The following is a 26,842-nucleotide window of genomic DNA, read 5'->3' on the forward strand; positions in this document are numbered from 1 at the left end:
GCGGCGGCCCGGGCCGCCCCCTGGGCGCCCCTTCAATTCGCTTGACCCGCCGCCCCGCATAACCTTAAAATAGAAGGGCACATGAGCCTTGTTTTTCCGCATGATCAAATGAGACCGGACACCCTCCCCGGTCCCGTCCGGCTTCCTCCCCATGAAAAAAGGAATCCCCGAGACTGAGACAAACGGTCGCATGGTTCGTAAGTATATGTGAATGGTTTTCCAAAGAGGTGTTCATCCATGGCTGGAGACAAAAAACCTGAAACTGAAAAAACCGAGAAAAGGTTTTCCCGGCGCGCTTTCGTCGTAGGCGGCGGAACCGCCCTCGCCGGAGGAGCCCTGACCGCCGTATCCGGCGCCACCGCGATGGCGGCGCAGGGTACCAAGAAAAACGCCATCGACTATCCCCTTTCCACCAAGTACCTGGTCTACGACAGCAAGCACTGCGCCGGGTGTCTCAACTGCATGATGGCCTGCTCGATGGTGCATGAAGGGGCGACCAGCCTGTCGCTGGCCCGCATCCAGGTCCACCGGGCGGTGCTCAACCGGTACCCCCAGGATATCGTGCAGAACATCTGCCGGCAGTGCCCGGAACCGCTCTGCGTGGACAACTGCCCCACCGGCGCCTGCCACGTCAGCGCCGAAAACGGCAACGTCCGGCTGATCGATCAGGAAAAATGCATCGGTTGCCAGACCTGCATGCGCTCCTGCCCCTACAGCCCCCACCGCCCGATCTGGAACCCCGTGACCAGGAAGGCCACCAAGTGCGACCTGTGCGTCAACACCCCCTACTACAACAAGAAGGGGGGGCCCGACGGGACCCAGGCCTGCGTGGAAATCTGCCCGGCCAACGCGCTCGCCGTCGTGGACAAGCTCCCGGACCAGGCCGACAACCGGGGTTACGATCGTAACCTGCAGCCGCCGCCGAAGAAGGCGCCTCCTTTCGGAGCATTCCCTAAAGAGAAACCCAAAGCCAAAACCGAGGCGCCCAAAGCGCCCGCAAACTAGGGAAAGGAGGGGACGTTATGGCTACACCAGGATTTGGTGGAAAGATTCTGCTGGTCAACCTGTCCACCAAGGAAATCAGGGCGCTCGATTCGGAAAAGTATGAAATGTACGGCGGCGGCCACGGCACGGCCACGGCCCTCTTCTGGGAGTTCTGCGTGGCCCCCGGAGACTGGGACCTGCAGGACGCCTTCCACCCCAGGAACATGGTCGCCCTGATGACGGGGGCGATGGCGGGCACCGGCACCCCGGCCGCCTCGCGCACCAGCGTCTCGGGCCTCTCCCCGCAGTGCTACCCGGTCCAGTGGTTCTGCCACAGCAACTTCGGCGGCGCCTTCGCCACGATGATGAAATTCGCCGGCTGGGACGGCGTGGCCGTCATCGGCAAGGCGGAATCCCCCGTCTACATCAACATCGTCGACGACAAGGTCACCCTGGAAGACGCCAAGGCCTTATGGGGGCTCGATTCCTGGAAGACCCAGGAGGAGATCTGGAAGCGCACCGGCGTCCGCTTCGGCGAGGAGTGGTGGCGCCTCGACGGGGGCTACTCCGTCCAGCGGCCCCAGATCGTGACGATGGGCCCGGCGGGCGAAAACCTGACCCGCGTGGCCTCTCTCATCCACGGCGGCGGCAGCGGCGCCGGGCAGGGCGGGTTCGGCGGGGTGTTCGGGTCCAAGAACCTGAAGGCGGTGGCCGTCGTCGGCACCGGGAGCATCAAGATCGCCGACCCCAAGGGGCTCAAGGACGCCCGGGAATGGTGGGACAAGACCTGGCCCCGGATGGGCGGGGGCTTCGGCGGTTTCGGGCCCGCGTCGGTGTCCTCCTGCTGCGCCGGCTGCGGCATTCCGCGCATGTGCCACAACCGCGACCGCACCTACAGCGTGGACTCGGACGACTGCGCGGAATCGACCTGGTATTCGCTCGTCGACCACCAGACCCCGACGGAGATCAACCAGAAGGGGACCGACATCTGCCAGCAGCTAAGCCTGAACGCCATGGAAACCTGTTTCATGGGCCCCATGGCATTCCCGACCGACCACAACAAGGACTTCCCGATCCAGCCGAAGATTCCCGCCTACACCGCCCTGGGCTGGTACATGAAGAAGATGTACGACATGGGCATCATCGGCCCCGGCACGAAGTACGACACTTCCCCCCTGCCGATGGACGCCTTCAAGAGCGAACAGTTCATGGAGATCTACGGCATCGCCCTGGCCAACCGGATCGGCATCGGCGACATGCTGGCGGAAGGGACGGCGCGCTTCGCCGAGAAGCTCGGAAGGACGGACGATTTCAACACCCTCTGCCGGCTGACCATGTGGGGGTACCAGGACCACTGGTCCATGCCCGGGGTCGAATGGGCCTACGGCAACCTGCTCGACTCGCGCGACATCAACAACCACGACATGTCCGTGGGGCGCAAGCGCGGGATCACGTGCGAGCAGTTCGTCAACATCCTCGCCGAGCGGACGCTGGGGAACGACCCCTTCTGGTTCGACTACACCTGGGAGGGGGACCGGGCCTACAAGACCGGGATCTACTCCGAATCCACCGCCAAGTGGGTGGCCTGGCACCAGCACTACTGGAACTACTACAAGGAATCGGTCGGCTTCTGCGACTGGGGCTACTCCCAGCTTTACAACCAGGCCCACGCCAAGGGTTACGGGCACACGCCGGAGATCGAACCCAGGTACCTCAACGCCGTCACCGGGCGCAACCACACCTTCCAGGACGGGCTGGAAATCGGCCGGCGCGCCTGGAACCTGAAGCGGGCGATCTTCGTCCTGCAGGGGCGCCACCGCAAGATGGAAAACTTCACCGGGTACTACTACCGGCCGGGGGCTTCCTACTGCGGCTACGCCACCGAGCTCCCCATCTATGACGGGTCCCAGTGGGACTGGCAGAACTGCCGGGAGCTCTTCTTCACCCGGGAAGGGGTGGACACCTTCAAAACCCTCTTCTACAAGGAAGAGGGGTGGAACCCCGATTCGGGCTACCCCACCCGCAAGACGCTGGAGGATCTCGACATGAAGTATGCGGCCGACCTCCTCCAGTCCAAGGACAAACTGGGGTAGACCCTGTCCCCACGGATCCGACCAGGCCTCCGGAGCGAGAGTTCCGGAGGCCTTTTTTTTTGCTGCCGCCGCCCCGCCGTTTGCGATAACGTATCAGTCCTCAGCCATCCTGAAGAATGGAAGGATAGAACCCGCCCCGGACGCCGGGGCCCAGACAGGGAGCAGCCGATGAAAAAAACGATCGTTCGTCTCTGTATTCTACTCGCCGCCGGAGCCCTGGCCGCCGCCTGTTCCAGGGGCCCGAAGCCGCCGGACCGCGCGGCCCTCGTCAAGATGATGGAGCGATATCTCGACGCCGTCGTGCGCCACGACCCCACCGGGCTCCCCTTCGCGCGCGACGTCAGGTTGGTGGAGAACATCCAGCCCGTCCAGGTGGGCAAAGGGCTCTGGGAAACCGCCACCTCCGGCCCGACCGAGTTTAAAATCTATGTCGCCGACCCCGCAGCCGGGCAGGTGGGATTCATGGGGGTGATCGGCGACAAGGGGAAACCGGCCCTCCTGGGGGCGCGGCTCAAGGTGGTCGGCGGCAGGATCACCGAAATCGACCACATGGTCTCCCCCCTGACGGGCGAGCTCCCGGCAGGCCTCCTCGAGCCGCGCGCGGGACTGGTGACTCCCCTCGATCCCTCCGAACGGGTGTCACGCGGCGAGATGCTCCGGGCGGCCAACGCCTACTACGACGCGATCGAGCAGAGCGACGGCGGCGTGGCCCCCTTCGCCGACGAGTGCCAGCGCCGTGAAAACGGCGTCACCGCGGCCAACAACCAGGATCCCCCTCCGCCGGGGCCGACCCCCTTCGGCGCCATGGCCGCCTTCGGCCGGATGAAGTGCGCCGAGCAGCTCTCGACCGGGATCATGGGCTACATCACCGACATCAACCAGCGGCGCCCCGTCGCCGTGGACGAGGAGATGGGCCTGGTCATGGTCTATTCGGTCTTCAACCACGACGGCGAACCGAACCCGCTCAAGATCCGCAACATGCCCGGCGTGACCGAGAGCCCCAACGACTGGGGGGAGTTCACCGTCCCCGCCGCCCACATCTACAAGATCCGAAACGGCAGGATCCATGAGATCGAGGCGATGGCCATCGTGGGCGTCCCCTACCGGGCGAGCGACGGCTGGAACCTTACCCGGCAGGGCCTCGTCGACCTCATGGAGGACTACCTGGCCGCGCTGGCCCGGCACGACCCCTCCGGGCTCCCCCTGGCCCGCGACGTGAAGCTGGTGGAAAACACGCGTAAGATCCCCGTCGGGAAGGGGCTCTGGGAAACGGCGAGTTCCGGGCCGACCGACTTCAAGATCTACGCGGCCGACCCCGACAGCGGGGAGATCGGCTTCATGGGCGTGATCGGGGAGAAGGGAAAACCGACCATCGCCGCCGTCCGGCTGAAGGTGGCCGACCGCAGGATCACGGAGATCGACCACCTGGTGGTCCACGGCGACGGGCCGCTCAACCCGAACATGTCGAACCTGCGCCCGGCGCTGCTCGAGCGGGTGCCGAAGCTCGAGCGGGTGCCGCGCGGGAAGATGCGGGAGATCGCCAATTCCTACTACGAGGCGATCGTGCAGGACGACGGCAATGTCGCCCCCTTCGCCGACGAGTGCGAGCGGAGGGAGAACGGCGGCACGAGCGCGGGCGACCGGACCCCGCCGCAACCGGGCGAGGACGACTTCTCCCCCTTCCGCCGGATGACGTGCGGCGCGCAGCTCTCGACCGGCGTGATGAGCTACATCACCGACATCGACAGCCGCCGCATCCTCGCCCTGGACGAGGAGAAGGGGCTGGCCTTCGCCTTCTCCATCTTCCGCCACGACGGGGAGCCGAAGGTGATGAACATCGTCGGCGTCCCCGGCATCACCGAGCGCAAGAACGACTACGGTCCCTTCGACCTCCCCGCCGCCCACGTCTTCAAGATCCGCAACAACCGGATCTACGAGATCGAGGCGGTCGGCTACATGGACAAGCACGGCATCCCGAGCGGCTGGGAATAGCGCCGCCCGGTTTCTTTCCGCATTCCAGGGGCGGGCCATCGGGCCCGCCCTTTTTTTCGGGGATGGCCTACTCCGCGCCCGAGAGTTCCAGTTCGTAGACGAAGTCGGGACGGCCCTCGCCGCGCAGGTCGCTGACCCGGAGATAATAGGTCCCCGGGGTGGAAATGTAGAAATTCGAGATCCCCGAATCCAGGACCACCCCCAGCTCCAGGTCGTCGTTGTACGTCATCCGGGCGCAGTCCGAGTCGAGGATTTCGAGGAAGGAATCGAGAAAGATGTCGGGGCTGGTGGGGTCCCCGGACAGCGACAGGCGCTGGGCCAGGATCCCGGCCGTGATCCTGGCCCCCGCGCCCGCCTGGAACCGGTAGACATCGACGTCGCCGTAGGGGCTGAGGGAGGCGCGGATCACGCCGTTCGATATCGGGCTGGCCGTCGTCGGGCCGCAGGCGTCGTTGCGCCCCGGCGCCGCGCTGCGGACCGTGACCGCAAGGGTCTCCGCGGCCGTCGAGCCCGTGGAGTCGGTCACCCTCGCCCCGAACTGGAAGGCGGTGTCGATCGTGACGGCGGGCGCCGTCCCCGTCATCGCGCCGTCGGCGGAAAGGGCGATCCCCGGGGGGGGCGCGCCGGACGCGAGCGCCCAGGAATACGGGGGAATCCCCCCCTCGGCCCGGAGCGCGTAGTCGTAAGTCCTGCCGGAAGCGCCCGGAGGGAGGCTCCGGGTCGACACGTAGACGCCGGGCGCGGCGACGGAGAGGGCGATCTGGCCGCTCGTCCCCCCGCCCGGGGAGGGGTTGCGCACCTGGACCGGCACACTCCGTGCCGCGGCCAGGTCCGCCGCGGTCAGCGCCACCGCCAGGCGGGTCGAATTGATGAAGGTGCCGGTCCGGCCGGCGCCGTCGATCTGGACGACGGAGCCGGACACGAAATTCTCCCCGTAGAGAACCAGGGTCGTGGCGGGACTTCCGGCCGTGATCCGGAGCGGGTTCAGGGAATAGAGGACCGGGACCGGGTTGTTGATGGCAAAGCTGGATTCGGCCGAGAATTCGACGCTGGGGGAATAGTTGGCCACCACGATCTTGGCCGTCCCAGCCGTGGCCACGTCCGCCGAGGAGATGTCGGCCCGCACCTCGGTGGCGCTCACATAAGCGGTGGGGCGCTCGCTGCCGTTCCAGCGCACCTTCGCGCCGCTCGTGAAGTTCTTTCCCTTCACCGTCAGGGTGAAGGTGATGGAGCCCGCCTGGACTCCCGCGGGCGAAAGGTAGGTGATCGTCGGGCGCGTGTCCGCCTGGGGCGGGGTTATGCCGCCCGCGGGGGTGGAGGACCCGCCCCCCCCGCCGCATCCGGCGGCGAACAGGATCAGGAGGAGCGCCGTCGCGCCATGAAGCCGGGCCCGCATCATTCGCCCTCCCCCTCCCAGGCGTCGTAGCGCGGCCCGGTCCCGATGAGTACGATGTCGGTCCCGGTCGAGAGAACCTGCCCGGGCCCGACGCTCACGGTCGTGCGCGTGCCGCAGTCGTCCGTCGGCCGCGGCGGATGGTGCAGGTACTGGAGATCGCAGCTCCCGGGCATCTTGTACTGGAAGCCGAGATAGTCCCCGATGGGACCCACCCCGCTTTCGTAAACGAAGGGAAGGGGATCCGAATTGAGGATCGCCTCCACCTCGACCGTGTAGGTCCCCGGGGGGAGGCCCGGAATATCGTAAAAGCCGATCAGGTTCCGGTCGTGCGACCCGTAGAAGAAGCTCGTGTCCATTCCGAAGGGGACCAGGGGGTTTCCGGCCCCCGCCGTGAACCGGTACCCCGAAACCGAGGAGACCGCGGTGACGCGCGCGTCGGCCGTGTTCCGGGCGATCACGTTATACCCCTGCGCGGGAGTGACCCCGTCGGAGAACACGACCCGCCCCTGGATCCGGCCCGTGGAGGCATGGAAGGAGGATTCGGGGTAGAGGGAGGACACCATGGAGATATCGTCCGTGTTCAGGGTCGCCTGCCCGTCGCCCACCAGGAGCGGAAACATCGTCGGCACCCCCGAAAGGTCCTCGGCGGAACAGTCCGTGGCACACCCGACGTTGATCTGGGAATGCCCGAGGCCGATCAGGTGCCCGAATTCGTGCACGAAGACACCGTGAAACTCGTCGAGGGTCACCGACTGGTGCCCCGCCGAATCGGGCTCGCCGTCGATGAACCTCCCGTTCATCACCGCCCAGCCGCGCGTGTAGGTCCCCAGCCGGTCGTTGGTGCAGACCGCGCCGGCGAACCCGAGGACCGAATTCTTGTCCATCCCCAGGGCTTCGATGATGCTCCCGTCCAGGTCGTAGACGATCGAGCCGGGGGGCTGCGAGGGATCCGAGCACATGCCGAGCATATTCTGAAAGCTGAGGATATTGACGGCGGTGATGTCCGAGGAGAGTTTCCCGTCGTTCTGAAACCCGATCGAGGCGGAATCGACATCCTCCCAGACCCGGAACGCCGCCGAGACCATGGCGTCGGCCTCCGCGTTGGTCCGGTTCCCCAGCCCCCCCTGGTCGGTCTTGTAGCGGATGACGCTTCCGGCCCAGCGGTAGGGCTCCCCGGGAGTAACGGCGCTGGGGCCGGTCACGTACAGCGGCCCCCCGGCGAAAGCGGAAAAGAGCATTCCCGCCGCGAGCATCGCGACGGCAAAACGGATCGTTCGGGCGCAGCTCTTCATGGGATCCTCGGCAGCGCCGTGAAGGCGTGGACCACGGGCATCAGCTCCCCCAGCCGGACCGGGCCGCGGCCGACCCCGAGGAGGCGCTTCTCCTTTTCGGTCAGCCCCGCCCCCCGCGCCGCCGCCGCACTATCCCGGAACAGCCCGGCGTTGTCCATTTCATTGGCCACGATTTCCTCCCCGCCGGAACCGTAGGTGATGTGGAAGCGCCCCTGCCCGATCCCGACCGGGCTGCTCAGCCCGTACCGGGAAGCCGCGGGGAGGAACAGGAGCAGCCTTTGCCCCTCCCCGTATCCCTGCTTCCCCTCCCGCGCCCGGAGTCCCAGGAAGATCTCCCGGAAGGTATAGGTGCGCCCCCCCGGTCCGCGCAGCATGTTCTCGACCTCCAGAGTCACTTCCACCGTCGGGATGTTCGGGTACCCCGGGAGGGGCGCGTGCGTCACCCGGGCCACCCTCCCCTGCACGATGACGTCGGCCCGCTGCGTGAGGTAGGCCAGGTTGACCTGACGCGTGGCATACTGCGCGCAGAGCGGGCGCGGTAACGCCGCCAAGGCCAGCAGCAGCGCCAGAAGCGCCGCGAATCTTCCGCCTCCATTCCTTTGCATCTTCCCCCGCCTCGTTCCCTCGTGGCGCCGCCGGGCGCAGCCGCCCCCGGCCCGCTGGGGCCATCGTATAATGGCCGAATTCCCAAGTCCATGATATTAATGAAAATGGAAAAACCCGATTTCCGCGGAGGACGCCGCCCATGAACTCCCAGCCGTCTCTGAAGAATCTCCCCGAATGGAACGCCCTCGAGGCCCATGCCGCCGAACTCGGACCGGTTCACCTGCGGGAGCTGTTCGCGCGCGACCCGCTCCGCGGCGAGCGCTTCGCGGCCGAGGCGGCGGGCGTCTACCTGGACTACTCCAAAAACCGGGTCACCGAGGGGACCCTCCGGCTGCTCGTCGCGCTCGCGGAGGCGCGCGGCCTCCGTGCCCGCATCGAGGCGATGTTCCGGGGGGAAGCGGTCAATGCCACCGAAAAGCGGGCGGCGCTGCACGTCGCGCTGCGGGCGGAGCGGGGGGAACGGATCTTCGTCGACGGCACGGACGTGGTTCCCGGGGTGCACTCGGTGCTCGACCGGATGGCCGCTTTCGCCCGCCGGGTGCGCGCCGGGGAGTGGACGGGCCGCACCGGCCGCCCGGTGCGCCGCATCCTCAACATCGGCATCGGCGGGTCCGACCTCGGCCCGGCGATGGCGTACGAGGCTCTGAGGCACTACAGCCGGCGGGACCTGGATGTCCGCTTCGTGTCCAACGTCGACGGCACCGATTTCGCCGAGGCGGTCCGGGACCTCGACCCGGCCGAGACGCTGTGCATCGTCTGCTCGAAGACCTTCACGACGCTCGAGACCCTTCGCAACGCCCGGAGCGCCCGCGCCTGGGTCACCGGGGCGCTCGGCGAAGAAGCCGTCGCCCGCCACTTCGTGGCCGTCTCGACCAACGCCGCCGAGGTGAAGAGATTCGGGATCGACGAGGCCAACATGTTCGGCTTCTGGGACTGGGTCGGCGGCCGCTACTCGATCGAATCTGCCGTCGGCCTCTCCACCATGATCGCGATCGGCCCGGAGCGCTTCCACGCGCTCCTCGGGGGCTCGCGCGCCATGGACCGGCATTTCCGCTCCGCCCCCTTCGAGCGGAACCTGCCCGTGCTGCTGGGGCTGCTGACCGTCTGGTACAACAACTTCTTCGGGGCCGCGACCCACGCCGTCCTCCCCTACGACCAGTACCTCCGGCGCTTCCCCGCCTACCTGCAGCAGCTGGCCATGGAGAGCCTGGGCAAGAGCGTGACCCTCGGCGGGGAGCGGGCGGGTGTCGACTCCGGCCCGGTCTACTGGGGAGAGCCGGGGACCAACGGGCAGCACTCCTTCTTCCAGCTGCTGCACCAGGGGACCCGGATGGTGCCGTGCGACTTCATCGGTTTCTGCCGTTCGCCCAACCCGCTCGGGGACCAGCACAACCTGCTGATGGCCAACCTGTTCGCGCAGACCGAGGCCCTGGCCTTCGGGAAAACGCTCGCAGAGGTGCGGGCCGAAGGGGTGCCCGACTCCCTGGCGCCCCACAAGGTGTTCGAGGGGAACCGCCCCAGCAACACGCTCCTGCTCGACCGGCTGACGCCGGCGGCGCTCGGGGCGCTGGTGGCGCTGTACGAGCACGGCGTCTTCACCCAGGGGGCGATCTGGGGCATCAACCCGTTCGACCAGTGGGGGGTGGAACTGGGCAAGGCCCTGGCCGGCCGGATCGCGCCGGAACTCGACGGAACAGCCGAACCGGAACACGACAGTTCCACCAACGCCCTGATCCGGCGCTACCGGGAACGGAGATGAGGGCTAGCCCGGCGGCGGCTCCGAGCCTATGGGAACCTCGGGGATGGTCAGGATGATCAAAAAAGCCCCGAGCATGGTGAAGGCGCCGAGCCAGAACACCCGCCGGAGCCCCGCGTGCATCGAGGTCCGGATGGCCTCCACCGTCGGCGCGAACAGGCCGGCCCCTTCCCCGCCGAGCGCCCGGAAACGGGTTTCCAGCTCCCCCATCTTCTCCCGCGACAGGAGGACCTGGGAATCGGTCAGGGTCGCCATGGTTTCGGCGTCCGCCACCCGGCCGAGAGCCTCCGGGAGGGTGCGGGCCAGCGTCCGGGCGTAACCGGCGTTCATGACCGCCCCGAGGATCGCGGGCGAGATCGCCACCGCCATCATCAGGCAGAAAAAGATGGCCCCCATGGAGGAGCCGAGCAGCCGCCGGGGAACGGCGTTCTGCACCACCATCGTGTTCACGGTCGGAATGGCCCCGAGCCCGAGGCCCGCGAGGGCGGAAACCGCCAGGCTCATGAGCGCCGGGGTGTCTTCCCCCAGGAAGGCGACGGCGAACATGTCGAAGGTCACGATGCCGAAGCCGAGGACGTACATCCACTTGTACCGCTTGGTCCGGCCCAGCAGAAACCCCACCGGGACGCCGATGAAGGCCATCAGCACGCTGTAGGGGGTGAAGATCCAGCCGCTTCTGGCCGCGCCGATCCCCTGCACCCCCTGCAGGAACATCGGGAAGTACATCATCATGGCCATCTGCCCGAAAAAGGATAGGAAGGAGGAGGCCGCGACGGTGTTGAACGAACGGTTGCGGAGCACGAGGGGGTCGAGCACCGGTTCCTCGGCGCGGTATTCGGTCCGGAAAAAGAGGACCCAGCAGACGAGCGAAACGGCCAGGAGTCCCACGATCTCGGGCGAGCCCCAGGCATACCGCTCCCCCGCCAGCGAGATCCCCACGATCAGGGCCGAGGAGGCCAGCACCATCCAGACGCTGCCGACGTAATCGATCCTGCGCTTCACCCGCGCCCCGGAGGGGGCGGGGATGCCGAAAGGCACCAGCGCGAGGCAGAGGGCCAGGAGCGGGACGGTAGACCAGAAGAAGTAGCGCCACCCCCAGGTGTCGGCGAACCACCCCCCCAGCGCGGGGCCGAACATCGCCGCGACCCCCATCGGGAGCTGGAGCATCCCGATCCACTTGCTCCGCTCGACGGGGGGGAACATGTCCCCGACCACCGCGAAGACCAGCGGCATCATCGCCCCGGTGCCCAGGGAGCCGACGCAGATGGCGGCGACGAGGAGCACGAAGCTGGAACTCAGGGCGCTCAGGACCGACCCCAGCAGGGCGAACGCGATCGCGATCAGCATCATGATCCGGCGGCCGTAGATGTCCGAGAGCTTGCCGAAAATGAGGGTCACGAAGGCGCCGACCAGCCCCGGCAGCGAGACCGACCAGGCGTAGAGCCCCATGCCGTCGAGGTCGGCCGCGATCTTGGGCCGGGCAATGTTGAGGGCCTGGAGGAAATAGGCCATCGTGAAGTAGACGAGGAAAAGGGACACGAGCCCCACGACCAGGCGCCTCCGGTCGTAGACGTAGGGCTCTAAGGGTTCCTGGGACATCGGATCTCTCCTCCGGATGCGGACTCACGATATGGGTGACGCCGGGCGATGAACCCTACTATAATCCGCAGCATGTCCATTCACCTAAGGAGAAAAGCATGAAGCGTACACTGTTCCCCCTGGCCGCCCTCGCCCTCGGCGCCGCGGGAGTGCTGGCCCCGCCGGCACCCCTTGCGGCGGAGCCCTCCGCCCGGTACGAGGTCCTGAGCCCCTGGGCCGAGGTCGATCCCGTCCCCCTGCGGGGCCTTTCGCCCCGCCTCGATTCCCTGGCGGGAAAAAAGATCGGAATTTTCGCCAACTACAAGCGCGCGGCGCTGCCGGTGGCCGAGGCGATCGAAAAGAACCTGAAGACCCTCCACCCGGACATCCAGACCGTCCTCTTCCATTCGACCGAATGGAACGTCACCGAGGTCGAGACCGCCGACCGTGAAACGTTCACCGCCTGGGCCAAGGGGGTGGACGCCGTCGTCGGCGTCATCGGCGATTGAGGATCCTGCACGAAGTTCCTCGTCTATAACGGCATATCGATCGAGGACTTCGGCACGCCGGTCGTGTTACTGGCACATCCAGGATTCGTAAGAGACGCACAGAGCGCAGCCTCCGGCAAGGGAATGCCGGGCATCAGGGTGCGCCCCATCCAAATAGCCAACGAAACCACCGTGGCCGCCGACATCGAAGCCGGCGCCTCCGGGGCGATGCCCGGCATCGTCGCCGCCCTGACCGATCCGCTGACGGCCGGGGAGCGCTCCCCCAAAAGGGATGCGGCCGCTCCCCCCCGCGTCGCCTTCGCGGGGGATTACGAGGCGGTCAACCGCTTCTTCTACCGCAAGGGGTGGACCGACGGGCTCCCCATCGTCCCCCCGACCGAAAAGGCCGTGGCCGAAATGCTCGAGGGGACCGACCTGCCGCCCGACCACCTGGTGGCCCGCGTCATCCCGCGCCTGGGAAAGGCGACGGTCGAGAAGATCGCCGTCAACGCCGTCATGGCGGGGGCGCTGCCGACCCACATGCCGGTGCTCCTGGCCGCCGTGCGCGCGCTCATGAACCCGAAATCGCGCTTCGACACCTTCGAGGTGAGCACCGGGTCGTGGGCCCCCTTCTTCGCCCTCAACGGCCCCGTCCGCAATGACATCCTCGTCAATTCCGGCTCGGGCGCCCTCAGCCCGGGCGACATCGCCAACGCCGCCATCGGCCGCGCCGTGGGCCTCATCGTCAAGAACATCGGGGGGGCCCGCAAGGGGATCGAGGACATGGGCGTCATCGGCAACCCCTCCAAGTACAGCCTCGTCATCGGCGAAAACGAGGAGGAGAGCCCCTGGACCCCGCTGCACGTCGACCGCGGTTTCCGCAGGGAGGAGAGCACCCTGACCCTCTTCTTCCCCAACGGCTTCGCCCAGTCGGTCCCGCGCGCCACCAGCGCGGAGGGGATCGCCCGGGCGCTCGCCGACATGGGGCCCTGGAGCATGTCGTGCCTCATCGTCATCCCCTCCCACGCCCGCATCCTGGCCGACGAAGGGTGGACGAAGGAGAAGCTCCAGGAGTACATCCTCCGAAACGCCGCCGACCCCTTCGCCGCCATCGGCGAAAAACCGGACGTTTTGTCGGCGCCCCCGGCCCTCAACCGCGGCGGGTTGCTGATCCTGGTCGCCGGCGGCCCCGGCGCCTGGATGGGGATGCTGCGCAGCGTGGGGGGGATCGAAAACGACTTCGTCACCGAGCCGATCGAGTTCCCCAAAAACTGGGACTCCCTGGTAAGGAAGTACAGGAACGTCCGCCCCACCTACGAAGACTACTAGGCCCCTCCCGGCCCGCGGGACACCCTTCCCGCGGGCCGGACTCCCCCGGGGTCCGGGACCTCCCCCCGCCCGCCGCCTTGAAAATGGGGTTGCGCGGCGGCGCGGGACACTGTAACTTATGGAGGCTTACAGGATGCGCCCGTAGCTCAGTTGGATAGAGCGTTTGACTACGAATCAAAAGGTCGCACGTTCGAGTCGTGCCGGGCGCACCATTAAAATCAAGGACTTAGCAGGATTTCCCCAGACAGTTCCGGCCTTGGAAGCCGTTTGCCAGGGCCATCGGAAAGCAGGGATCAGGCGGCCGTCCTGACCCTGACCCTCTCCAGTTTGGCCGTCGCTGTCGCCAAACGGAGATCGTGTTCGGTCTGAAGGTTCATCCAAAACTGCGCCGGAAGGCCGAAATATTTTCCCAGCCTCAGGGCGGTCTCGGCGGAGATTGCCCTCTTGCAGCGAACCACGTCGTAGATGCCCGGAAAATCGAGATCCTTTGCCAAACGGTAAGCCGTAATCTTCATGGGCTCCATGAATTCGGTCTTTAGAATCTCGCCCGGATGGACCGTCCAGATCTTCTTTGTCTTTCCCATCGAGTCCTCCGCTAATGATAGTCGACGATTTCCGCATCGTAAGCCCTGCCCTCCCGCCACGCGAAGCAGATGCGGCATTGATCGTTGATCCGGATGCTGTAACAACCCTTGCGTTGCCCCTGCAACGCCTCCAGCCGGTTTCCGGGAGGCACCCTCAAATCATCCAGCGTCACGGCGGCATGCAACAAGAAGAGCTTCTTAAGTGCCCTCATTCTCAGATTGGCGGGAATCCTTCGACTTCGCCCCGTTCGCCAAAGCTGCTCCGTATCCGCATCCCGGAAGCTCTCTATCATGCACCAATACTACCGCGCTACAGTAGTATTGTCAAGCACTACTATTTCTGGGTATGGCCTGAGAATCGATATCACCCCGGGCAATACCTCAGAAGGAATACGGCGCTGGCGCAGGTCCGCCCGGACCAATTTCTCTTTTGCCGGCTCCCGGTCGCCTTACTTGCGCCTGAGGTCCGACAGGGTATAATCGGCCCCCATCCCCATGCGCCCCGCGGCCTCATCCAGCGCTTCCTGCAGGTCGCCCACGGCGATCCCAGCCTCCTTTTTCACCGCAAACCGTACCGTTTTGCTTTTCTGGTCGACGGCGACGGCCCCGATTTCCTCGAAATTCCGGAGCGTCCGCTCGATCAGCGGTCCGCACCCGTCACAGACGATCGAGTTCACCGTGGCCGTGTAGGTTCCGGGCATCAACATATCCCCGACATCTCCGGGTTGGACGTGGGCTCCCCCCGGGTGCTCCTGCCGGTCACACGCGCTGCCGAAGCCCAGCAGCGCCAGGACGGCGCAGGCAAGCGCGAGAACCCCGAGCCTCGATCGTGTTCTTCCCTGGATCATTGTCATACCTCCCCCCTTTTTTTAGTGAACCTTGCGTCGCGCCCTCGGAACCGGCGCCCTGACGCGTTCACGCCGGTCCATGCAATCGGCGTGCCGCACCGCCCGGGAAGGCCGCGTCGGGGGAAGGGCCCGCATTCACGGCACTATCCATCCGGATCGCGCCGGGGCGGCGGCGCCGCACGGCCCGCGGAGGCGTGTCAAATTCAACAGCACTGTTGAATTTGACACAGTCCTGAAGCCTCCGCCGCCGGCCGCAGCCTTGCCCGGAGCCCTGAACGAAGACCGTTCTTCCGCTGTAACGCACAGGGGTCTATGCATTTGATCGTCCCCCGATTGGATGGACGGCTCCCGTCCCGCCGCGGTGGCCCCCGATTTGCTCCGATACCGGCGCAGAGCCGGGAGGTGCAGGATGAACCGGAAGATGAAACAATCGGTATCGATGATGGTGATCGGCTTCACGATCCTGACGGCGGTTCCGCTCAGGTCCCGGGATGCGCCGATCGCATCGGAGTACTCGGCCGGCGATCCCCGGCTCGCAATCTACCTGGAGCAGGCCCTTTCCCGCAATCCGGGGATCCTGCAATCCTTCGCCCGCTACCAGGCGGCCAGGGCCCGCCTGCCGCAGGTGAGTTCCCTGCCGGACCCGCTCCTGAATGTCACCCACTACCTCCGCAGCCCCGAGACGAGAGTCGGGGCGCAGACCACCACGTTGTCCCTTTCACAGAAACTGCCATGGTTCGGCAAGCTGTCGGACCGGAAAAAGATCGCGGCGAAGGAGGCGGCCGTCTACCGGTACATCCACGAAGCGGGGACAAAGGACGTCGTCCGGGAGGTGAAGCTCGCGTATCACGGCCTGGGCTATATCGATCGGGCCCTCGATATAACCAGGGAGGAGATATCGGTGCTGGAACGCCATGAGGCCCTGGCCCGCGCCCGGTACGAGCAGGGGGTCGGCCTGCAGCAGGGGGTCGTGAAACTGCAGGCCGAAATCACGCGGGAGCGGAACCGCCTGGAGGAACTCGGGCGACAGCGGGTGGATCTCGAGGCCGTCCTGAACTCCCTGAGGGATCTCCCCGCGGATTCCCCGGTCGAGAAGATACCTCCGCGAAGGAGGGCCGACTTGCGGATCGACCGCGAGGAGCTCTACCGGATCGGTCGGGACAACAGCCCGGAGATTCAGGCCGCCCTCCTCCGGATCGAAAGGGACGAAAAACGGATCCATCTGGCCAGGAAGGATTACTGGCCCGATTTCACGATCGGCGCCGGGTTCACCAATGTCACCGGCCGTTCCGATCCGGCCGGGATCCTGAACCCTCCCGGGCAGGACGGGAAAAACATCTACGGCCTCTCCGTGGGGATCAACATCCCGGTCCGGCGCAGGAAATACGACGCGGCCGTGGCCGAGGCGACCGAGGACACCCTGGCTTCCCGCGAAGGCTACCGCGATGCCGTGAATGTGATGGAGGCCTCCATCAGGGCGATCGCGTTCCGGATGGAGACGCTGGACCGGCAGATCTCCCTGGTCGGAAACACCCTGATGCCGCAGGCGGAACACTCCCTGCGTTCGACCGAGGCCGCCTACGGCACGGGGGAGGTCGGCGTCCTGGAGCTCCTCGACGGCGAGCGGATGCTGCTGGATGTGCGGCTCGGCCTGGAGAGATACACCAGCGACTACGCCAAATCGATCGCGGACCTGGAGCGGGCGATCGGGGCCCCCATCGAAGGGAGGAACCCATGAAGTCCAAAACGAGCACCTGGCTTGCGTCCCTCCTGGCGTTCCTTTTGGGCGCAGGCTTGCCCGCCCTCCTGCTCTGGAACCCGGGCCATTGGGAATGGGCCGAACGCATCGTGTCCGGCCGGCACGGCCCCCCGGCTCTGGGAGCCGAATCGCAAGGGACGCGGCTCTGGACCTGCGGCATGCATCCCCAGGTGATCCAGGACGAACCCGGGACCTGTCCCATATGCGGCATGGACCTGGTCCCGGTGCACGAGGAGGGGGCAAAGGAAACCACGGGAATCCACGTGGATCCGGGCTTCCTCCAGAACTTCGCCGTCCGGACGGCCCCGGTCCGGAAAGGATCGATCCCGGTCGTGATCCGCACCATCGGGACCCTCGACTACAACCAGAAAAACATCGTATCCGTGAGCACGAAGACCGAGGGGTGGATCGAAAAGGCCTACGTCAACTACATCGGCCAGCCGGTGAAACGGGGCGATGTCCTCTTTGATATCTACAGTCCCCGGCTGGTGACGACCCAGCAGGAATACCTGGCGGCCCTCGCGTACGTCGAAGAGCTCAGCCGGGGGGGGGATGAAAATGCGGTCGCGCGCGCGCAATCGCTTCTGGAGGCCACCTCCGGGCGTCTCCGCTTCTGGGACATCACGGGGGAACAGGTCGAAGAGCTGCGGATCCGCAAAAAGCCCGCACGCACCCTGAAGATCTTCTCTCCCGTTTCCGGGGTCGTCATCGAGAAGATGGGGGATTCGCTCGAAGGGATGAAGCTGTCGCCGGGGATGAACGTTTTCAAGATCGCCCGGCTTTCGGACCTCTGGGCCCGAATCGAGGTCTACGAGCATCAGATCCGGTACCTCCGGCTCGGGCGGACCGTGAGCCTCACGCTGGACGCGTTCCCCGGCAGGCGCTACACGGGGAAGATCATCCAACTCGACCCGACCCTCGATCAGAAGACGCGCACCCTGGCCGCCTACGTGGAGATACCGAACCCCGACCGGGAATTGCGCCCCGCCATGTACGCGGATGTGGAAATCCGCGTCCCGGCCGTTCCGGGCGCGCTGAAGGTGCCGAGCGAGGCGATCGTGCGCACGGGAGAGAGAAACGTGGTGATCGTGGAAAAGGAGAAGGGCTTCTTCGAACCGCGGGAAGTGGAGCTCGGCGCCGAAGGGGAGGGATTCTCCCAGGTGACCGCAGGCCTTCATGAGGGAGAGACCGTGGTCGTTTCATCGCAATTCCTGATCGATTCGGAAAGCAACCTGAAGGAAGCGATCGGCAAGATGCTGGCAGGCCGCGACCGGGAACCAGGGGATCCGGCCGCCGCGCCCCGCCCCCGGTGAGTTCAGGAGGACCGGATGTTTGCGAAAATCATCGAGTGGTCGATCGAAAACAAGTTCCTGGTCCTTTTGACAACGGCCCTGCTGGCCGGGGCCGGGATATATTCGGTCCGGAACACGCCCCTGGACGCCATCCCCGACCTTTCCGACGTCCAGGTGATCCTCTATACCGAGTACCCCGGCCAGGGCCCCCGTATCGTCGAGGACCAGGTCACCTATCCCCTGACGACGCAGATGCTGGCGGTGCCCCACGCCAAGGTCGTACGCGGGTACTCCTTTTTCGGGTTTTCCTTCGTCTACATCATTTTTGAGGACGGGACCGACATGTACTGGGCCCGGAGCCGTGTCCTGGAATACCTGAACTATGTTTCCGGCCGGCTCCCCCGGGGAGTTACGCCGACGCTGGGACCCGACGCCACCGGCGTAGGGTGGGCCTTCATGTACGCGTTGAAATCGGACCGGCACGACCTCGGCCAGCTCCGTTCCATTCAGGATTTCTACCTGAAATACGAGCTGACGGGCGTACAGGGGGTGGCCGAGGTCGCCACCATCGGCGGCTTCGTGCGCCAGTACCAGATCACGGTCGACCCGAACAGGCTCCGGGCCTACGGCATCCCCGTCTCGAAGATCCGCGCGGCCGTAGAGCGCAGCAACAACGATGTAGGGGGACGGCTGCTGGAAATCGCGGAAAAGGAGTTCATGATCCGCGGCCTCGGCTATATCCGGTCCCTGGACGACATCCGGAAAATCTCGCTGGGAGTGGACGGGCAAGGCACTCCGGTGCTCCTGGGGGACCTGGCAACGGTTCAATACGGGCCGGAGATCCGCCGCGGCATCGCGGAGTGGGACGGGGAGGGGGAAACGGTGGGCGGCATCGTCGTCGTCCGCTTCGGCGCGAACGCGCGCCAGGTCATCGAGGACGTCAAGGAAAGGCTCGCCGCCGTCAAAACGGGCCTCCCGGAGGGCGTGAGCGTGGAAATCGCCTACGACCGTTCGGACCTGATCGAGAGGGCCGTCGACAATCTCCTGCGGAAGCTGCTCGAGGAGTTCATCGTCGTGGCGCTCATCTGCATCGTCTTCCTGATGCATTTCCGCAGCGCCCTCGTCCCCATCATCACCCTGCCGGTGGCCGTCCTGGTTTCGTTCATCGTCATGCACCTCCAGGGGATCAACGCCAACATCATGTCGCTGGGGGGGATCGCGATCGCCGTGGGGGCGATGGTGGATTCCGCCATCATCATGGTGGAAAACGCCCACAAGCACCTGGAACGCGACGCCGGCAGGAAGCCGCACTGGCGCATCATCGCCGATGCGGCGACCGAGGTGGGACCGGCGCTCTTCTACTCCCTGCTCGTGATCACGGTGTCGTTTCTGCCCGTCTTCACGCTCGAACAGCAGGAAGGGCGGCTGTTCAAGCCGCTGGCGTTCACCAAGACCTACGCCATGGCCGCCGCGGCTTTTCTCTCCATCACCCTCGTTCCCGTCCTGATGGGGTACTGGATCCGCGGCCGGATCCGGAGCGAGAGCAGAAACCCGGTCAGCCGCTTCCTGGTCCGGGTCTATCACCCGATGCTGGAATTCGTGATGCGGTTCAAATGGCCGGTGCTGGGATTCGCGCTCCTGGCGATGGCGCTGACATGGATACCGTACAAGCGGCTCGGCTCCGAATTCATGCCGCCGCTGTGGGAGGGGGACCTGCTGTACATGCCCACGACCCTCCCGGGGGTCTCGGCCACCAAGGCGCGGGAGCTGCTGCAGCAGACGGACAAGATCCTGAGGACATTTCCCGAGGTCCGCCACGTGTTCGGCAAGATCGGTCGGGCGGAGACGGCCACCGACCCGGCGCCCCTCACCATGATCGAAACCACCATCATGCTCAAGCCCGAAAAGGAGTGGCGCCCCGGGATGACGGTGGAAAAACTGACCGCGGAACTGGACGCCGCCATACGGGTCCCGGGGCTCACCAACGCCTGGACCATGCCGATCAAAACCCGCATCGACATGCTCTCCACCGGGATCAAGACTCCCGTGGGGATCAAACTGGCGGGCCCGGACCTGGAGGTGCTGGAGAGGCTGGGCAAAGAAGTCGAGAGCGTCGTCCGCACCGTGCCGGGAACCCTGAGCGCCTATGCGGAACGGGTCATGGGGGGGAACTACCTCGATATCGAGATCGACCGCGACGCCATCGCCCGATACGGCCTCACCGTCGGCGACGTCGAGGACGTGATCCAGACCGCCGTCGGCGGCATGAACATCACCACGACGGTCGAAGGGCTGGAGCGGTATCCCGTGAACCTGAGATACGGCCGGGAGCTGCGCGACAGCGTGGAGAGGCTCCGCGGCGTCCTCGTTTCGACCCCCACGGGTCAGCACATCCCGCTGGGGCAGCTGGCCGGTCTGAGGTTCGCCGTCGGGCCCCCGTCGATCAAGAGCGAGAACGCGAAGCCCAACGCCTGGGTGTACGTCGACCTCCGGGGCGTGGATGTCGGCACCTACGTCGAAAACGCCAGGAGGATTGTCGGGGAGCGCGTGAAGGTTCCCGCCGGGTACACCGTCGCCTGGAGCGGCCAGTACGAATACATGGAGCGGGCCCGGCAACGGCTGATGTACGTCATTCCGCTCACGATCGTCCTCGCGGTGGTGCTCGTCTTTCTCAACACCCGGTCGGTCGTCAAGACGGGCATCGTCTTTCTTGCGGTGCCGTTTTCGCTCGTGGGGGCCGTCTGGCTCCTGTACCTGCTCGACTACAACATGAGCATCGCGGTCTGGGTCGGCATCATCGCCCTCGCGGGCCTCGACGCGGAAACGGGGGTGGTCATGCTGTTGTACCTGGACCACGCCTTCGAGAAGGCCCGGAAGGAGGGCCTCCTCAGGGACAGGAACGATCTTGCCGACGCCGTATACGAGGGCGCGGTCAGGCGGGTGCGCCCCAAAATCATGACGATCGGGACGACCATCATCGGACTCCTGCCGATCCTCTGGAGCAGCGGGACCGGATCGGACGTCATGAAACGCATCGCGGCGCCGATGGTCGGAGGGCTGGTGACCTCCGGCATCCTCGAGCTGCTGCTCTACCCCGTGATTTTCTATCTTTTGAAGGCGCGCGCCCTGCCGCAGGCCGGGCCCTTCAGGGGATTCCACCATTTGAAGGAGGCCCGATGAGATACCTTGTCCTGTGGCTCTTTCTCGCGCAGCCGCTGGCCGCGCAGACGTTCAGCGTGACCCATGAAAAACGGTTCCGGGGCGACGGCCGCGGGACGATCGAGGTCACCGACGATGGGATCCGGTACAGCTCGGAGCGGCCCGAGGACAGCAGAAACTGGCCCTATCGGGACATTCAGCACCTCGACCGGATCAGCCCGCGGGAATTTGTCCTGCTGAGCTACGAGGATGAAACCCGGTACCTCGGCCGCGACAGGTCCTACCGTTTCGTCCTGACCGAAGGGGAACTCACCGATGCGATTTTCGAAAAGATCAGCCGCAGGCTCGGCCGCCCGGTGACCGACCGCGTCGTGCCCGGCACCGCCGCCCCCGGGCATGCGGTGCCGGTCAAACACAACCACACCTTCGGCGGCTGCGAAGGCGTTCTCCGGTTCACCGGGGATGCCATCCTCTACGCCACGGACAACGCCAGGGACGCCCGCGCCTGGAAGCTCGGCCGGGACATCGAGTCGGTGTGGTCCCGGGACCGGTATCACCTGGAAATCCACGTCCATGAAAACAACCGGCGGGAATTCGGCCGCACCCGCGTGTACGATTTCTCCCTCAAGGCCCCGCTCGACCCGGCGCTGTACAGAGGACTGAAGCTCAGGCTTTACGACCTGGAAGCCGAATGATGGGGGACCTCCCCGGTTTCCACCAAAGCCCCGGATCTAGAAGGTGAGGACCTTGTCGCTCTCCACCGTCCACCGGGCGAACTCCTTCATGTTGCTCAGCTGCACCCCTTCGATGAAGGGGACCTTGTCGATGCCGCGGGCTTCGCTGCAGCCGCCGCAGCTCTTGACCTCCCCCCCTTTCAGGATCACCGATCGAAGCATCCGCTCGATGTTGTAATAACCGGTGGGGGTGCCCTGCCCGGGGAGGGCGCAGAAAACCGCATCCGCCAGGAGGAAGATCCTGACGGCCGCTTCCCCGCCGTGCTCCTTCTGCAGAGTCATGGCCATTCTCAGGGCGTTGTAGGCTTTCTCGGTCCCGTAGGGGGCGTCGTTGATGATGATGAGGATCTTCTGCATCTCTTCCACTCCTCGATAGAGGATTCGTTGGTTCCGGAAACGGAATGGGAGGCATCGTCCCCGGCCGCGACGGGCAGGCCGCGCGCCTTCCAGTCGGCCACCCCTTCCTCCAGCCTCGACGCCCTGTAGCCCCGGGCCTTCAGCCTCTCCACCGCCTCGAGCGCAAGCACGCAGTAGGGGCCGCGGCAGTAGGCGACCACCTCGCGGTCGACCGGGAGTTCCGAGAGCTTCCGCTCCAGCTCGTCGAGCGGAACTGACAGCGCACCCGGGAGGTGCCCGGCGCGATATTCCTCGGGCGGGCGGACATCCAGGACCGTGACACCCCCGTCCCGGATTTTGGCCAGCAGTTGGCGTCGATCCACCGGGTCGAGGTCCCCTCGGGCCTCCATGAAACGCCGGGTGATCTCCCCGATCTCGGCCAGGCGGGCCTCGGCCAGCAGGCGCAGGGCCCGGAAAAACTCGCACACCTCCCCGTCCGCGAGCCTGTAAGTGACATAAAGTCCCTGCTTTTCGGCCTCCACGAGCCGTGCCTCGCGCAGTACCTTCAGATGCTGCGATACGTTGGGGAGCCCCATGCCGGCTTCCCGCGCAAGGACCTCCACCGTGCGCGGCCCCTGGCACAGCAGATCGAGCAATTCGAGCCTGCCGCCGTGGGACACCGCCTTCCCGATGCGGGCGAATTGCTCATAGATGGCCGTCTTGAAGCGTCGATTCGGGTTCGTCATGATATTTCAGTATTTTGCTTTATATTGAATTATTGAGTTCCGGTCAACGCCTTTCCTCATCGGGGCGGTCCTTTTCTTCGTTTTTCGCATGCCTTCATCAGGGTTTTCCCTTATTGGCACCGCGGATGACGCCGGGCTAGAATTTCATGCATCTGGGTAGGAAAAACGGCATTTGCCCCCCCCATGGAGGCAGTCATGCGCGATATCGTTTTGATAGTCGGCCTGGGCGTTTTCCTGTCCGCGTGCTCGGGCGGCGGCACGGATCCGGACGGCAACGACCCACCCCCGGTTTCGAGTGCGGCCACTGTCCTTGCGGCCAACGACCTGGGGATGCACTGCATCGACTCGGAGTTCTCGATTTTTTCGATCCTGCCCCCCTACAACATCGTCAACGCGCAGGTGGTCCGGCGGGACGGCTCCGGGCGCCCCTACCTGGCCGATCACACGGAGGTCAGGGTCACCTTCGACGCCGTCGCCGACCCCGCGGGGTCCGTCAACAGTTTCAGCCTGGGGAAAACCAATTTCTGGCAGTACGCCGGGGCGCTCTTCGGCATGACGCTCCCCGCAGGGGAGGGCCTGACCGGGGTGTACATGCCCCGGGAACAGCCCTACACCAACGGCCCCCAGCCCATGCCGTACCATCTCCAGAAAGCGGTCTTTCACGCCGAGGGGATCCCGATCACCCCCCTGGACGACGACCTGGAAAGCAACCCCTACCCGCTCCTTCGCATTGCCGCCGCCGATGCCGTAAGCGGGGCCGCGCTCGGCCACCTGGACGTGGTCGTCCCGGTTTCCGCCGAGACCGACTGCAAGACCTGCCACAAGACCGGGGCGATGGCCGCGAGCGACCCGGGCACCGCGTGGTCCCTGTCCCCGGACCTGGAGGTCCAGAGCAAGATCAACATCCTGAGGCTCCACGACGCCGGGCACCAGACCTCCCTGGAAGCCTCCCAGCCGGTCCTGTGCGCGGGGTGCCACTATTCGCCGGCGCTCGACCTGGCCGGCACGGGGCCGGCCGGCGCGCAGATCGGCAACCCGAATTTCTCGGGTGTCATGCACGAATTTCACGGAGGACTCGAGGCGAACGGCCAGCCGGTCTTCCCCCCGGGCGCGACGGTGCAGGAGACGTGCTACCAGTGCCACCCGGGCAACGTCACCCAATGCCAGCGCGGGGCCATGAAGACGGGCGGGATGGACTGCCACGCCTGCCACGGGGATATGCTCGCGGTGGGGGGCAGTTACGCCCTGCTGGCGGGGGGCAGCATCGACGGCACCAATGACGGCAACGCACGCAGGCCGTGGAAGGACCTGCCCCGCTGCCAGTCGTGCCACACGGGAGACGCCCTCGGCTACCTTGCCGGGTCCGCCCTGGCGGCCGATCCCGACTGGCCCTTCAGGCTGCGCCAGGCCTACAGGACGGGAGACGCCGCCGCTTCCCCGCTCCTGGCGGCCAACAAGCGTTTTGCCGAGAACACGAACGCCCTGTACCGCGCGAGCAAGGGGCACGGGGGGATCCTGTGCGAAGGGTGCCACGGCAGCACCCATGCCGTCTGGCCCAACGCCTCGGCGGCCGCGAACGACAACCTGGCCGCCGAGATGCTGCAGGGGCATGCGGGCCCGGTCATCGAATGCACCACCTGTCATGCGCCCTCGAGCCTGGCGCGCACGACCAGCGGTCCCCACGGCCTTCACAACGTCAACGACTCCCGGTGGTACGACGAAGGGCACGAGGAGTTCTACGAGAACAACAAGAACGGGTGCAAGGCGTGTCACGGGGCGAACCTGACCGGGACGCCGCTCGCCCGGGTGCCGGTCGCCCGGGCATTCAGCGTGGAGGGAAAAACGTTCAGTTACGCCCGGGGAGACATGGTGCGCTGCGACCGCTGCCACGGCATGCCCGATCTCTGATCCCCGCGGCGGCCGGGAATGGGAAGGCTATGAGATTTCCTCACGCTTCGCACGCGGTCCTGCTGCTGGCGGGACTGGCCGGCGCCTGGCTGGTCTTCCGACTGCCGGCGCACCCGACGATTACGGAGGCGGCGGGGACCGTTGTGTCGATCGGAGAGACGGCCGGTCAAACGGCGCCGTCCCTGGCACCTCCCTCCGCTTCCGCGGCCGGCCTCCGTGAGGGGTGGAACACGCGTGCCGCGGTCCGGTACCTGCTCGGGAGCCTCCAGAGGGGGGAGCGGTTCCGAGCCTATCGGCTGGCCGGGATCATCGCGGATCCTTCGGCCCAGGGCGCCAGCCGCGCCGTCATCGAAGACCTGGAAGCGGGGACCACCCGCGCCTACGCCGTCCCCGACCCCCTTCCCGATGGTTCCCGCCTGGCCGCTATCAGGAGCAACTATGTCGTCCTGGAAAAGAACGGCGTCAGGAAACGGTTGCGGCTCCATTCCCGCCGCGGTGCCCGGAACGGCCCGGATGCCCCGGAGGCCACCGGGGCGGAGGGGTACAGAAAGATCGGCGAACGCGAGTTCGACCTGAATCCGTACCGGGTGTTCGGGGGCGACCCCGACCGGGTCCTCGATTTCTCGCTGAAGGCGGCGCTCCGCGGGGACTCCATGGAAGGGGTGCGGATCTCCGGACTCGATCCCGCCGGTCCGGCCCATCGCCTCGGATTGAGGGAGGGGGACGTGCTGCTGGCAGTCAACGGCAGGCCGGTCGACAGTCTCCTCGACGGCGTCCGGGCCTGCCTCGACGCGCACGGGTCCGACGACGTCGAGATCAGGCTCCGCCGCGCGGGGCGGCCCGTCACCCTGACCTACCATCTCTTCTGGCAGGGCCGCGGCTCGTGGACTGCAGCCACCGTGCTCCGATCGCGCGCCGTCGCCTCCCTTCTCGACGACGCCTCCGTTCTGCACCTTTTCTAGAACGGTTGGTCTCGCGGGGCGCGCTGGAGGCTGCTCCAGCACAGCCAAACGCGCGTCCCCCTGGCTCATCCCTGCCACGCGGGCGTTCCATCGCTTCCGACGCCACGGAAAGTTCTCCATGGCATGATTTTAAATGCCCTGGTATGATAAAGCATGAAAGGAACCACTATGAAAACAGCACCCTTTGCCACCAAACTACCAGCGGACCTGATTGCCGAGCTCGATGATGTCTGCAAGGCCCTCGGGCTGAAAAAGAACTTTGTCCTCGAAGCCGCCTTGAGGGAAAAACTCGAGGACCTGGTGGATGCCGCCGACCTTCAGCATGCCATCAGGGAAGCCACAGGCTTCCATGCGTGGGAAGACATCAAGCGTGAGGATCGCCTGACAAGGGGCAAAATTGCCATATAAGCTCGAGCTGGAAACCCATGCGCGCCGTGAATACCGCGATTTGCCGATGCACGTGCGCGAACAGATCGCTGATGTCCCGGACGATCTGCAGAGGAATCCGCGTCCGCCGGGAGGCAAAAAACTGGTGGGGACAACAGGCTATCGCGTCAGAATGGGAGATTACCGCATTCTCTATACAATTGACGATGCATCATCGGTGGTGCGCGTGTACCGGATCGGGCACCGTCGTGAGATCTACCGCTGAGACCGGTCCCGGCCCGTGTCGTTCAGGAGACCGGCAGAGCCGGGACGTCCCCAGATTTCGTCACCGCAGGGGGGAGCGACCCGTAGCCGGGGGGCTTTTGTCTTTTTCCGGCGAGGCCTGACGTCAGGCTGCTTCTCTCGGCTTGTAATGCAGAACCAACAGCTGGTCTTCTTTCAGCGCCAGACTGGCATAGGCGCGGCCGTCATTATCCGCAAACTCCACCTCAAACACATCCTGCCCCAGCAGCTCGACAACCGTTCCCACTTGTCCACGGCGAAGTTTCCGGGCAGGCAGCTCGTCCGTCAATGCCACAACATCAAGAAGCTTGATGCTTTCGCTCATTTCATC

The 26,842-nt window shown here is 65.8% G+C and carries 24 protein-coding genes and 1 tRNA gene; 15 read left to right on the plus strand and 10 right to left on the minus strand.

The features are described from left to right. The first annotated feature begins 237 nt into the window (after positions 1–237). The 3 genes from GXY47_10060 (at position 238) to GXY47_10070 (ending at position 5,069) form a co-directional block, all read left to right on the plus strand. Positions 238–1,005, plus strand: a complete 768-nt coding sequence (locus GXY47_10060; protein NLV31487.1) for a 4Fe-4S dicluster domain-containing protein — start codon at positions 238–240, stop codon at positions 1,003–1,005. A 17-nt stretch (positions 1,006–1,022) separates the two neighbouring features. Next, positions 1,023–3,077, plus strand: a complete 2,055-nt coding sequence (locus GXY47_10065; protein NLV31488.1) for a hypothetical protein — start codon at positions 1,023–1,025, stop codon at positions 3,075–3,077. A gap of 168 nt (positions 3,078–3,245) precedes the next feature. Next, entirely contained in the window at positions 3,246–5,069 is a 1,824-nt protein-coding gene (locus GXY47_10070; GenBank protein NLV31489.1) for a hypothetical protein, read from the plus strand. A gap of 67 nt (positions 5,070–5,136) precedes the next feature. Here GXY47_10070 and GXY47_10075 read toward each other — a convergent pair whose 3' ends face one another. From GXY47_10075 to GXY47_10085, 3 genes are read right to left on the minus strand one after another with little or no spacing between them, the layout of a single operon-like run. Continuing rightward, the gene (locus GXY47_10075) at positions 5,137–6,468 is read right to left on the minus strand and encodes a hypothetical protein (protein ID NLV31490.1); all 1,332 of its coding nucleotides are present in this window, start codon (positions 6,466–6,468) and stop codon (positions 5,137–5,139) included. Continuing rightward, the gene (locus GXY47_10080; GenBank protein NLV31491.1) at positions 6,465–7,757 is read right to left on the minus strand and encodes a hypothetical protein; all 1,293 of its coding nucleotides are present in this window, start codon (positions 7,755–7,757) and stop codon (positions 6,465–6,467) included. Before GXY47_10080 ends, GXY47_10075 begins: the two co-directional genes overlap by 4 nt. Further along, complete coding sequence (locus GXY47_10085) at positions 7,754–8,362, minus strand: hypothetical protein (GenBank protein NLV31492.1); 609 nt, start codon at positions 8,360–8,362, stop codon at positions 7,754–7,756. The genes GXY47_10080 and GXY47_10085 overlap by 4 nt, the downstream gene beginning before the upstream one ends. A 140-nt stretch (positions 8,363–8,502) precedes the next feature. Between GXY47_10085 and pgi the strand changes: the two genes are divergently transcribed. After that, complete coding sequence (gene pgi, locus GXY47_10090) at positions 8,503–10,122, plus strand: glucose-6-phosphate isomerase (protein NLV31493.1); 1,620 nt, start codon at positions 8,503–8,505, stop codon at positions 10,120–10,122. A gap of 3 nt (positions 10,123–10,125) precedes the next feature. Here the strand turns inward: pgi and GXY47_10095 are convergent, their stop codons facing one another. Beyond that, a complete protein-coding gene (locus GXY47_10095; protein NLV31494.1) occupies positions 10,126–11,718 on the minus strand; it encodes an MFS transporter in 1,593 nt (530 codons plus the stop codon). 98 nt (positions 11,719–11,816) lie between these two features. Between GXY47_10095 and GXY47_10100 the strand changes: the two genes are divergently transcribed. The 3 genes from GXY47_10100 (at position 11,817) to GXY47_10110 (ending at position 13,726) form a co-directional block, all read left to right on the plus strand. Beyond that, positions 11,817–12,206: a hypothetical protein gene (locus GXY47_10100; protein ID NLV31495.1), complete on the plus strand. Its 390-nt coding sequence runs from the start codon at positions 11,817–11,819 to the stop codon at positions 12,204–12,206. A gap of 123 nt (positions 12,207–12,329) precedes the next feature. Further along, the gene (locus GXY47_10105; protein ID NLV31496.1) at positions 12,330–13,514 is read left to right on the plus strand and encodes a hypothetical protein; all 1,185 of its coding nucleotides are present in this window, start codon (positions 12,330–12,332) and stop codon (positions 13,512–13,514) included. Positions 13,515–13,649: 135 nt separating this feature from the next. Further along, positions 13,650–13,726 (plus strand) — tRNA-Arg (locus GXY47_10110). A gap of 81 nt (positions 13,727–13,807) precedes the next feature. Here the strand turns inward: GXY47_10110 and GXY47_10115 are convergent. The 3 genes from GXY47_10115 to GXY47_10125 form a co-directional block, all read right to left on the minus strand. Further along, entirely contained in the window at positions 13,808–14,098 is a 291-nt protein-coding gene (locus GXY47_10115; GenBank protein NLV31497.1) for a HigA family addiction module antidote protein, read from the minus strand. Between the two features lie 11 nt (positions 14,099–14,109). Beyond that, positions 14,110–14,391, minus strand: coding sequence for a type II toxin-antitoxin system RelE/ParE family toxin (locus GXY47_10120; GenBank protein NLV31498.1), 282 nt, complete (start codon positions 14,389–14,391; stop codon positions 14,110–14,112). 156 nt (positions 14,392–14,547) lie between these two features. After that, on the minus strand, positions 14,548–14,946 hold the full coding sequence (locus GXY47_10125) for a hypothetical protein (GenBank protein NLV31499.1): 399 nt from the start codon (positions 14,944–14,946) through the stop codon (positions 14,548–14,550). Positions 14,947–15,367: 421 nt separating this feature from the next. Here GXY47_10125 and GXY47_10130 point away from each other — a divergent pair, with 421 nt between their 5' ends. The 4 genes from GXY47_10130 to GXY47_10145 are packed head-to-tail and all read left to right on the plus strand — an operon-like array spanning position 15,368 to position 21,851. Then, positions 15,368–16,684 (plus strand): TolC family protein, encoded by a 1,317-nt coding sequence (locus tag GXY47_10130; GenBank protein NLV31500.1) that lies wholly within the window; start codon positions 15,368–15,370, stop codon positions 16,682–16,684. Then, complete coding sequence (locus GXY47_10135; GenBank protein NLV31501.1) at positions 16,681–18,018, plus strand: efflux RND transporter periplasmic adaptor subunit; 1,338 nt, start codon at positions 16,681–16,683, stop codon at positions 18,016–18,018. The genes GXY47_10130 and GXY47_10135 overlap by 4 nt, the downstream gene beginning before the upstream one ends. Positions 18,019–18,045: 27 nt before the next feature. Further along, positions 18,046–21,177, plus strand: coding sequence for an efflux RND transporter permease subunit (locus tag GXY47_10140; GenBank protein ID NLV31502.1), 3,132 nt, complete (start codon positions 18,046–18,048; stop codon positions 21,175–21,177). Further along, entirely contained in the window at positions 21,174–21,851 is a 678-nt protein-coding gene (locus GXY47_10145) for a hypothetical protein (GenBank protein NLV31503.1), read from the plus strand. The genes GXY47_10140 and GXY47_10145 overlap by 4 nt, the downstream gene beginning before the upstream one ends. A 36-nt stretch (positions 21,852–21,887) precedes the next feature. Here the strand turns inward: GXY47_10145 and GXY47_10150 are convergent, their stop codons facing one another. Beyond that, on the minus strand, positions 21,888–22,247 hold the full coding sequence (locus GXY47_10150; protein ID NLV31504.1) for a hypothetical protein: 360 nt from the start codon (positions 22,245–22,247) through the stop codon (positions 21,888–21,890). Continuing rightward, complete coding sequence (locus GXY47_10155; GenBank protein ID NLV31505.1) at positions 22,181–22,972, minus strand: metalloregulator ArsR/SmtB family transcription factor; 792 nt, start codon at positions 22,970–22,972, stop codon at positions 22,181–22,183. The genes GXY47_10150 and GXY47_10155 overlap by 67 nt, the downstream gene beginning before the upstream one ends. A 195-nt stretch (positions 22,973–23,167) precedes the next feature. Between GXY47_10155 and GXY47_10160 the strand changes: the two genes are divergently transcribed. The 4 genes from GXY47_10160 to GXY47_10175 all read left to right on the plus strand — a co-directional run bounded on the left by GXY47_10160 (position 23,168) and on the right by GXY47_10175 (position 26,494). Further along, positions 23,168–24,880, plus strand: coding sequence for a hypothetical protein (locus GXY47_10160; protein ID NLV31506.1), 1,713 nt, complete (start codon positions 23,168–23,170; stop codon positions 24,878–24,880). Positions 24,881–24,909: 29 nt separating this feature from the next. After that, on the plus strand, positions 24,910–25,842 hold the full coding sequence (locus tag GXY47_10165) for a PDZ domain-containing protein (protein ID NLV31507.1): 933 nt from the start codon (positions 24,910–24,912) through the stop codon (positions 25,840–25,842). Positions 25,843–25,995: 153 nt separating this feature from the next. After that, entirely contained in the window at positions 25,996–26,250 is a 255-nt protein-coding gene (locus GXY47_10170; GenBank protein NLV31508.1) for a hypothetical protein, read from the plus strand. Positions 26,251–26,296: 46 nt separating this feature from the next. Continuing rightward, positions 26,297–26,494 carry a type II toxin-antitoxin system RelE/ParE family toxin gene (locus GXY47_10175; GenBank protein NLV31509.1) on the plus strand — a complete coding sequence of 66 codons (198 nt, stop codon included), beginning with the start codon at positions 26,297–26,299 and terminating at the stop codon, positions 26,492–26,494. 123 nt (positions 26,495–26,617) lie between these two features. On the opposite strand, the gene GXY47_10180 is transcribed toward GXY47_10175, so the two are convergent. Continuing rightward, positions 26,618–26,836, minus strand: a complete 219-nt coding sequence (locus GXY47_10180) for a DUF4926 domain-containing protein (protein ID NLV31510.1) — start codon at positions 26,834–26,836, stop codon at positions 26,618–26,620. Positions 26,837–26,842 lie beyond the last annotated feature (6 nt).

Source organism: Acidobacteriota bacterium, assembly GCA_012729555.1.
Lineage (GTDB): Bacteria > Acidobacteriota > UBA6911 > UBA6911 > UBA6911 > UBA6911.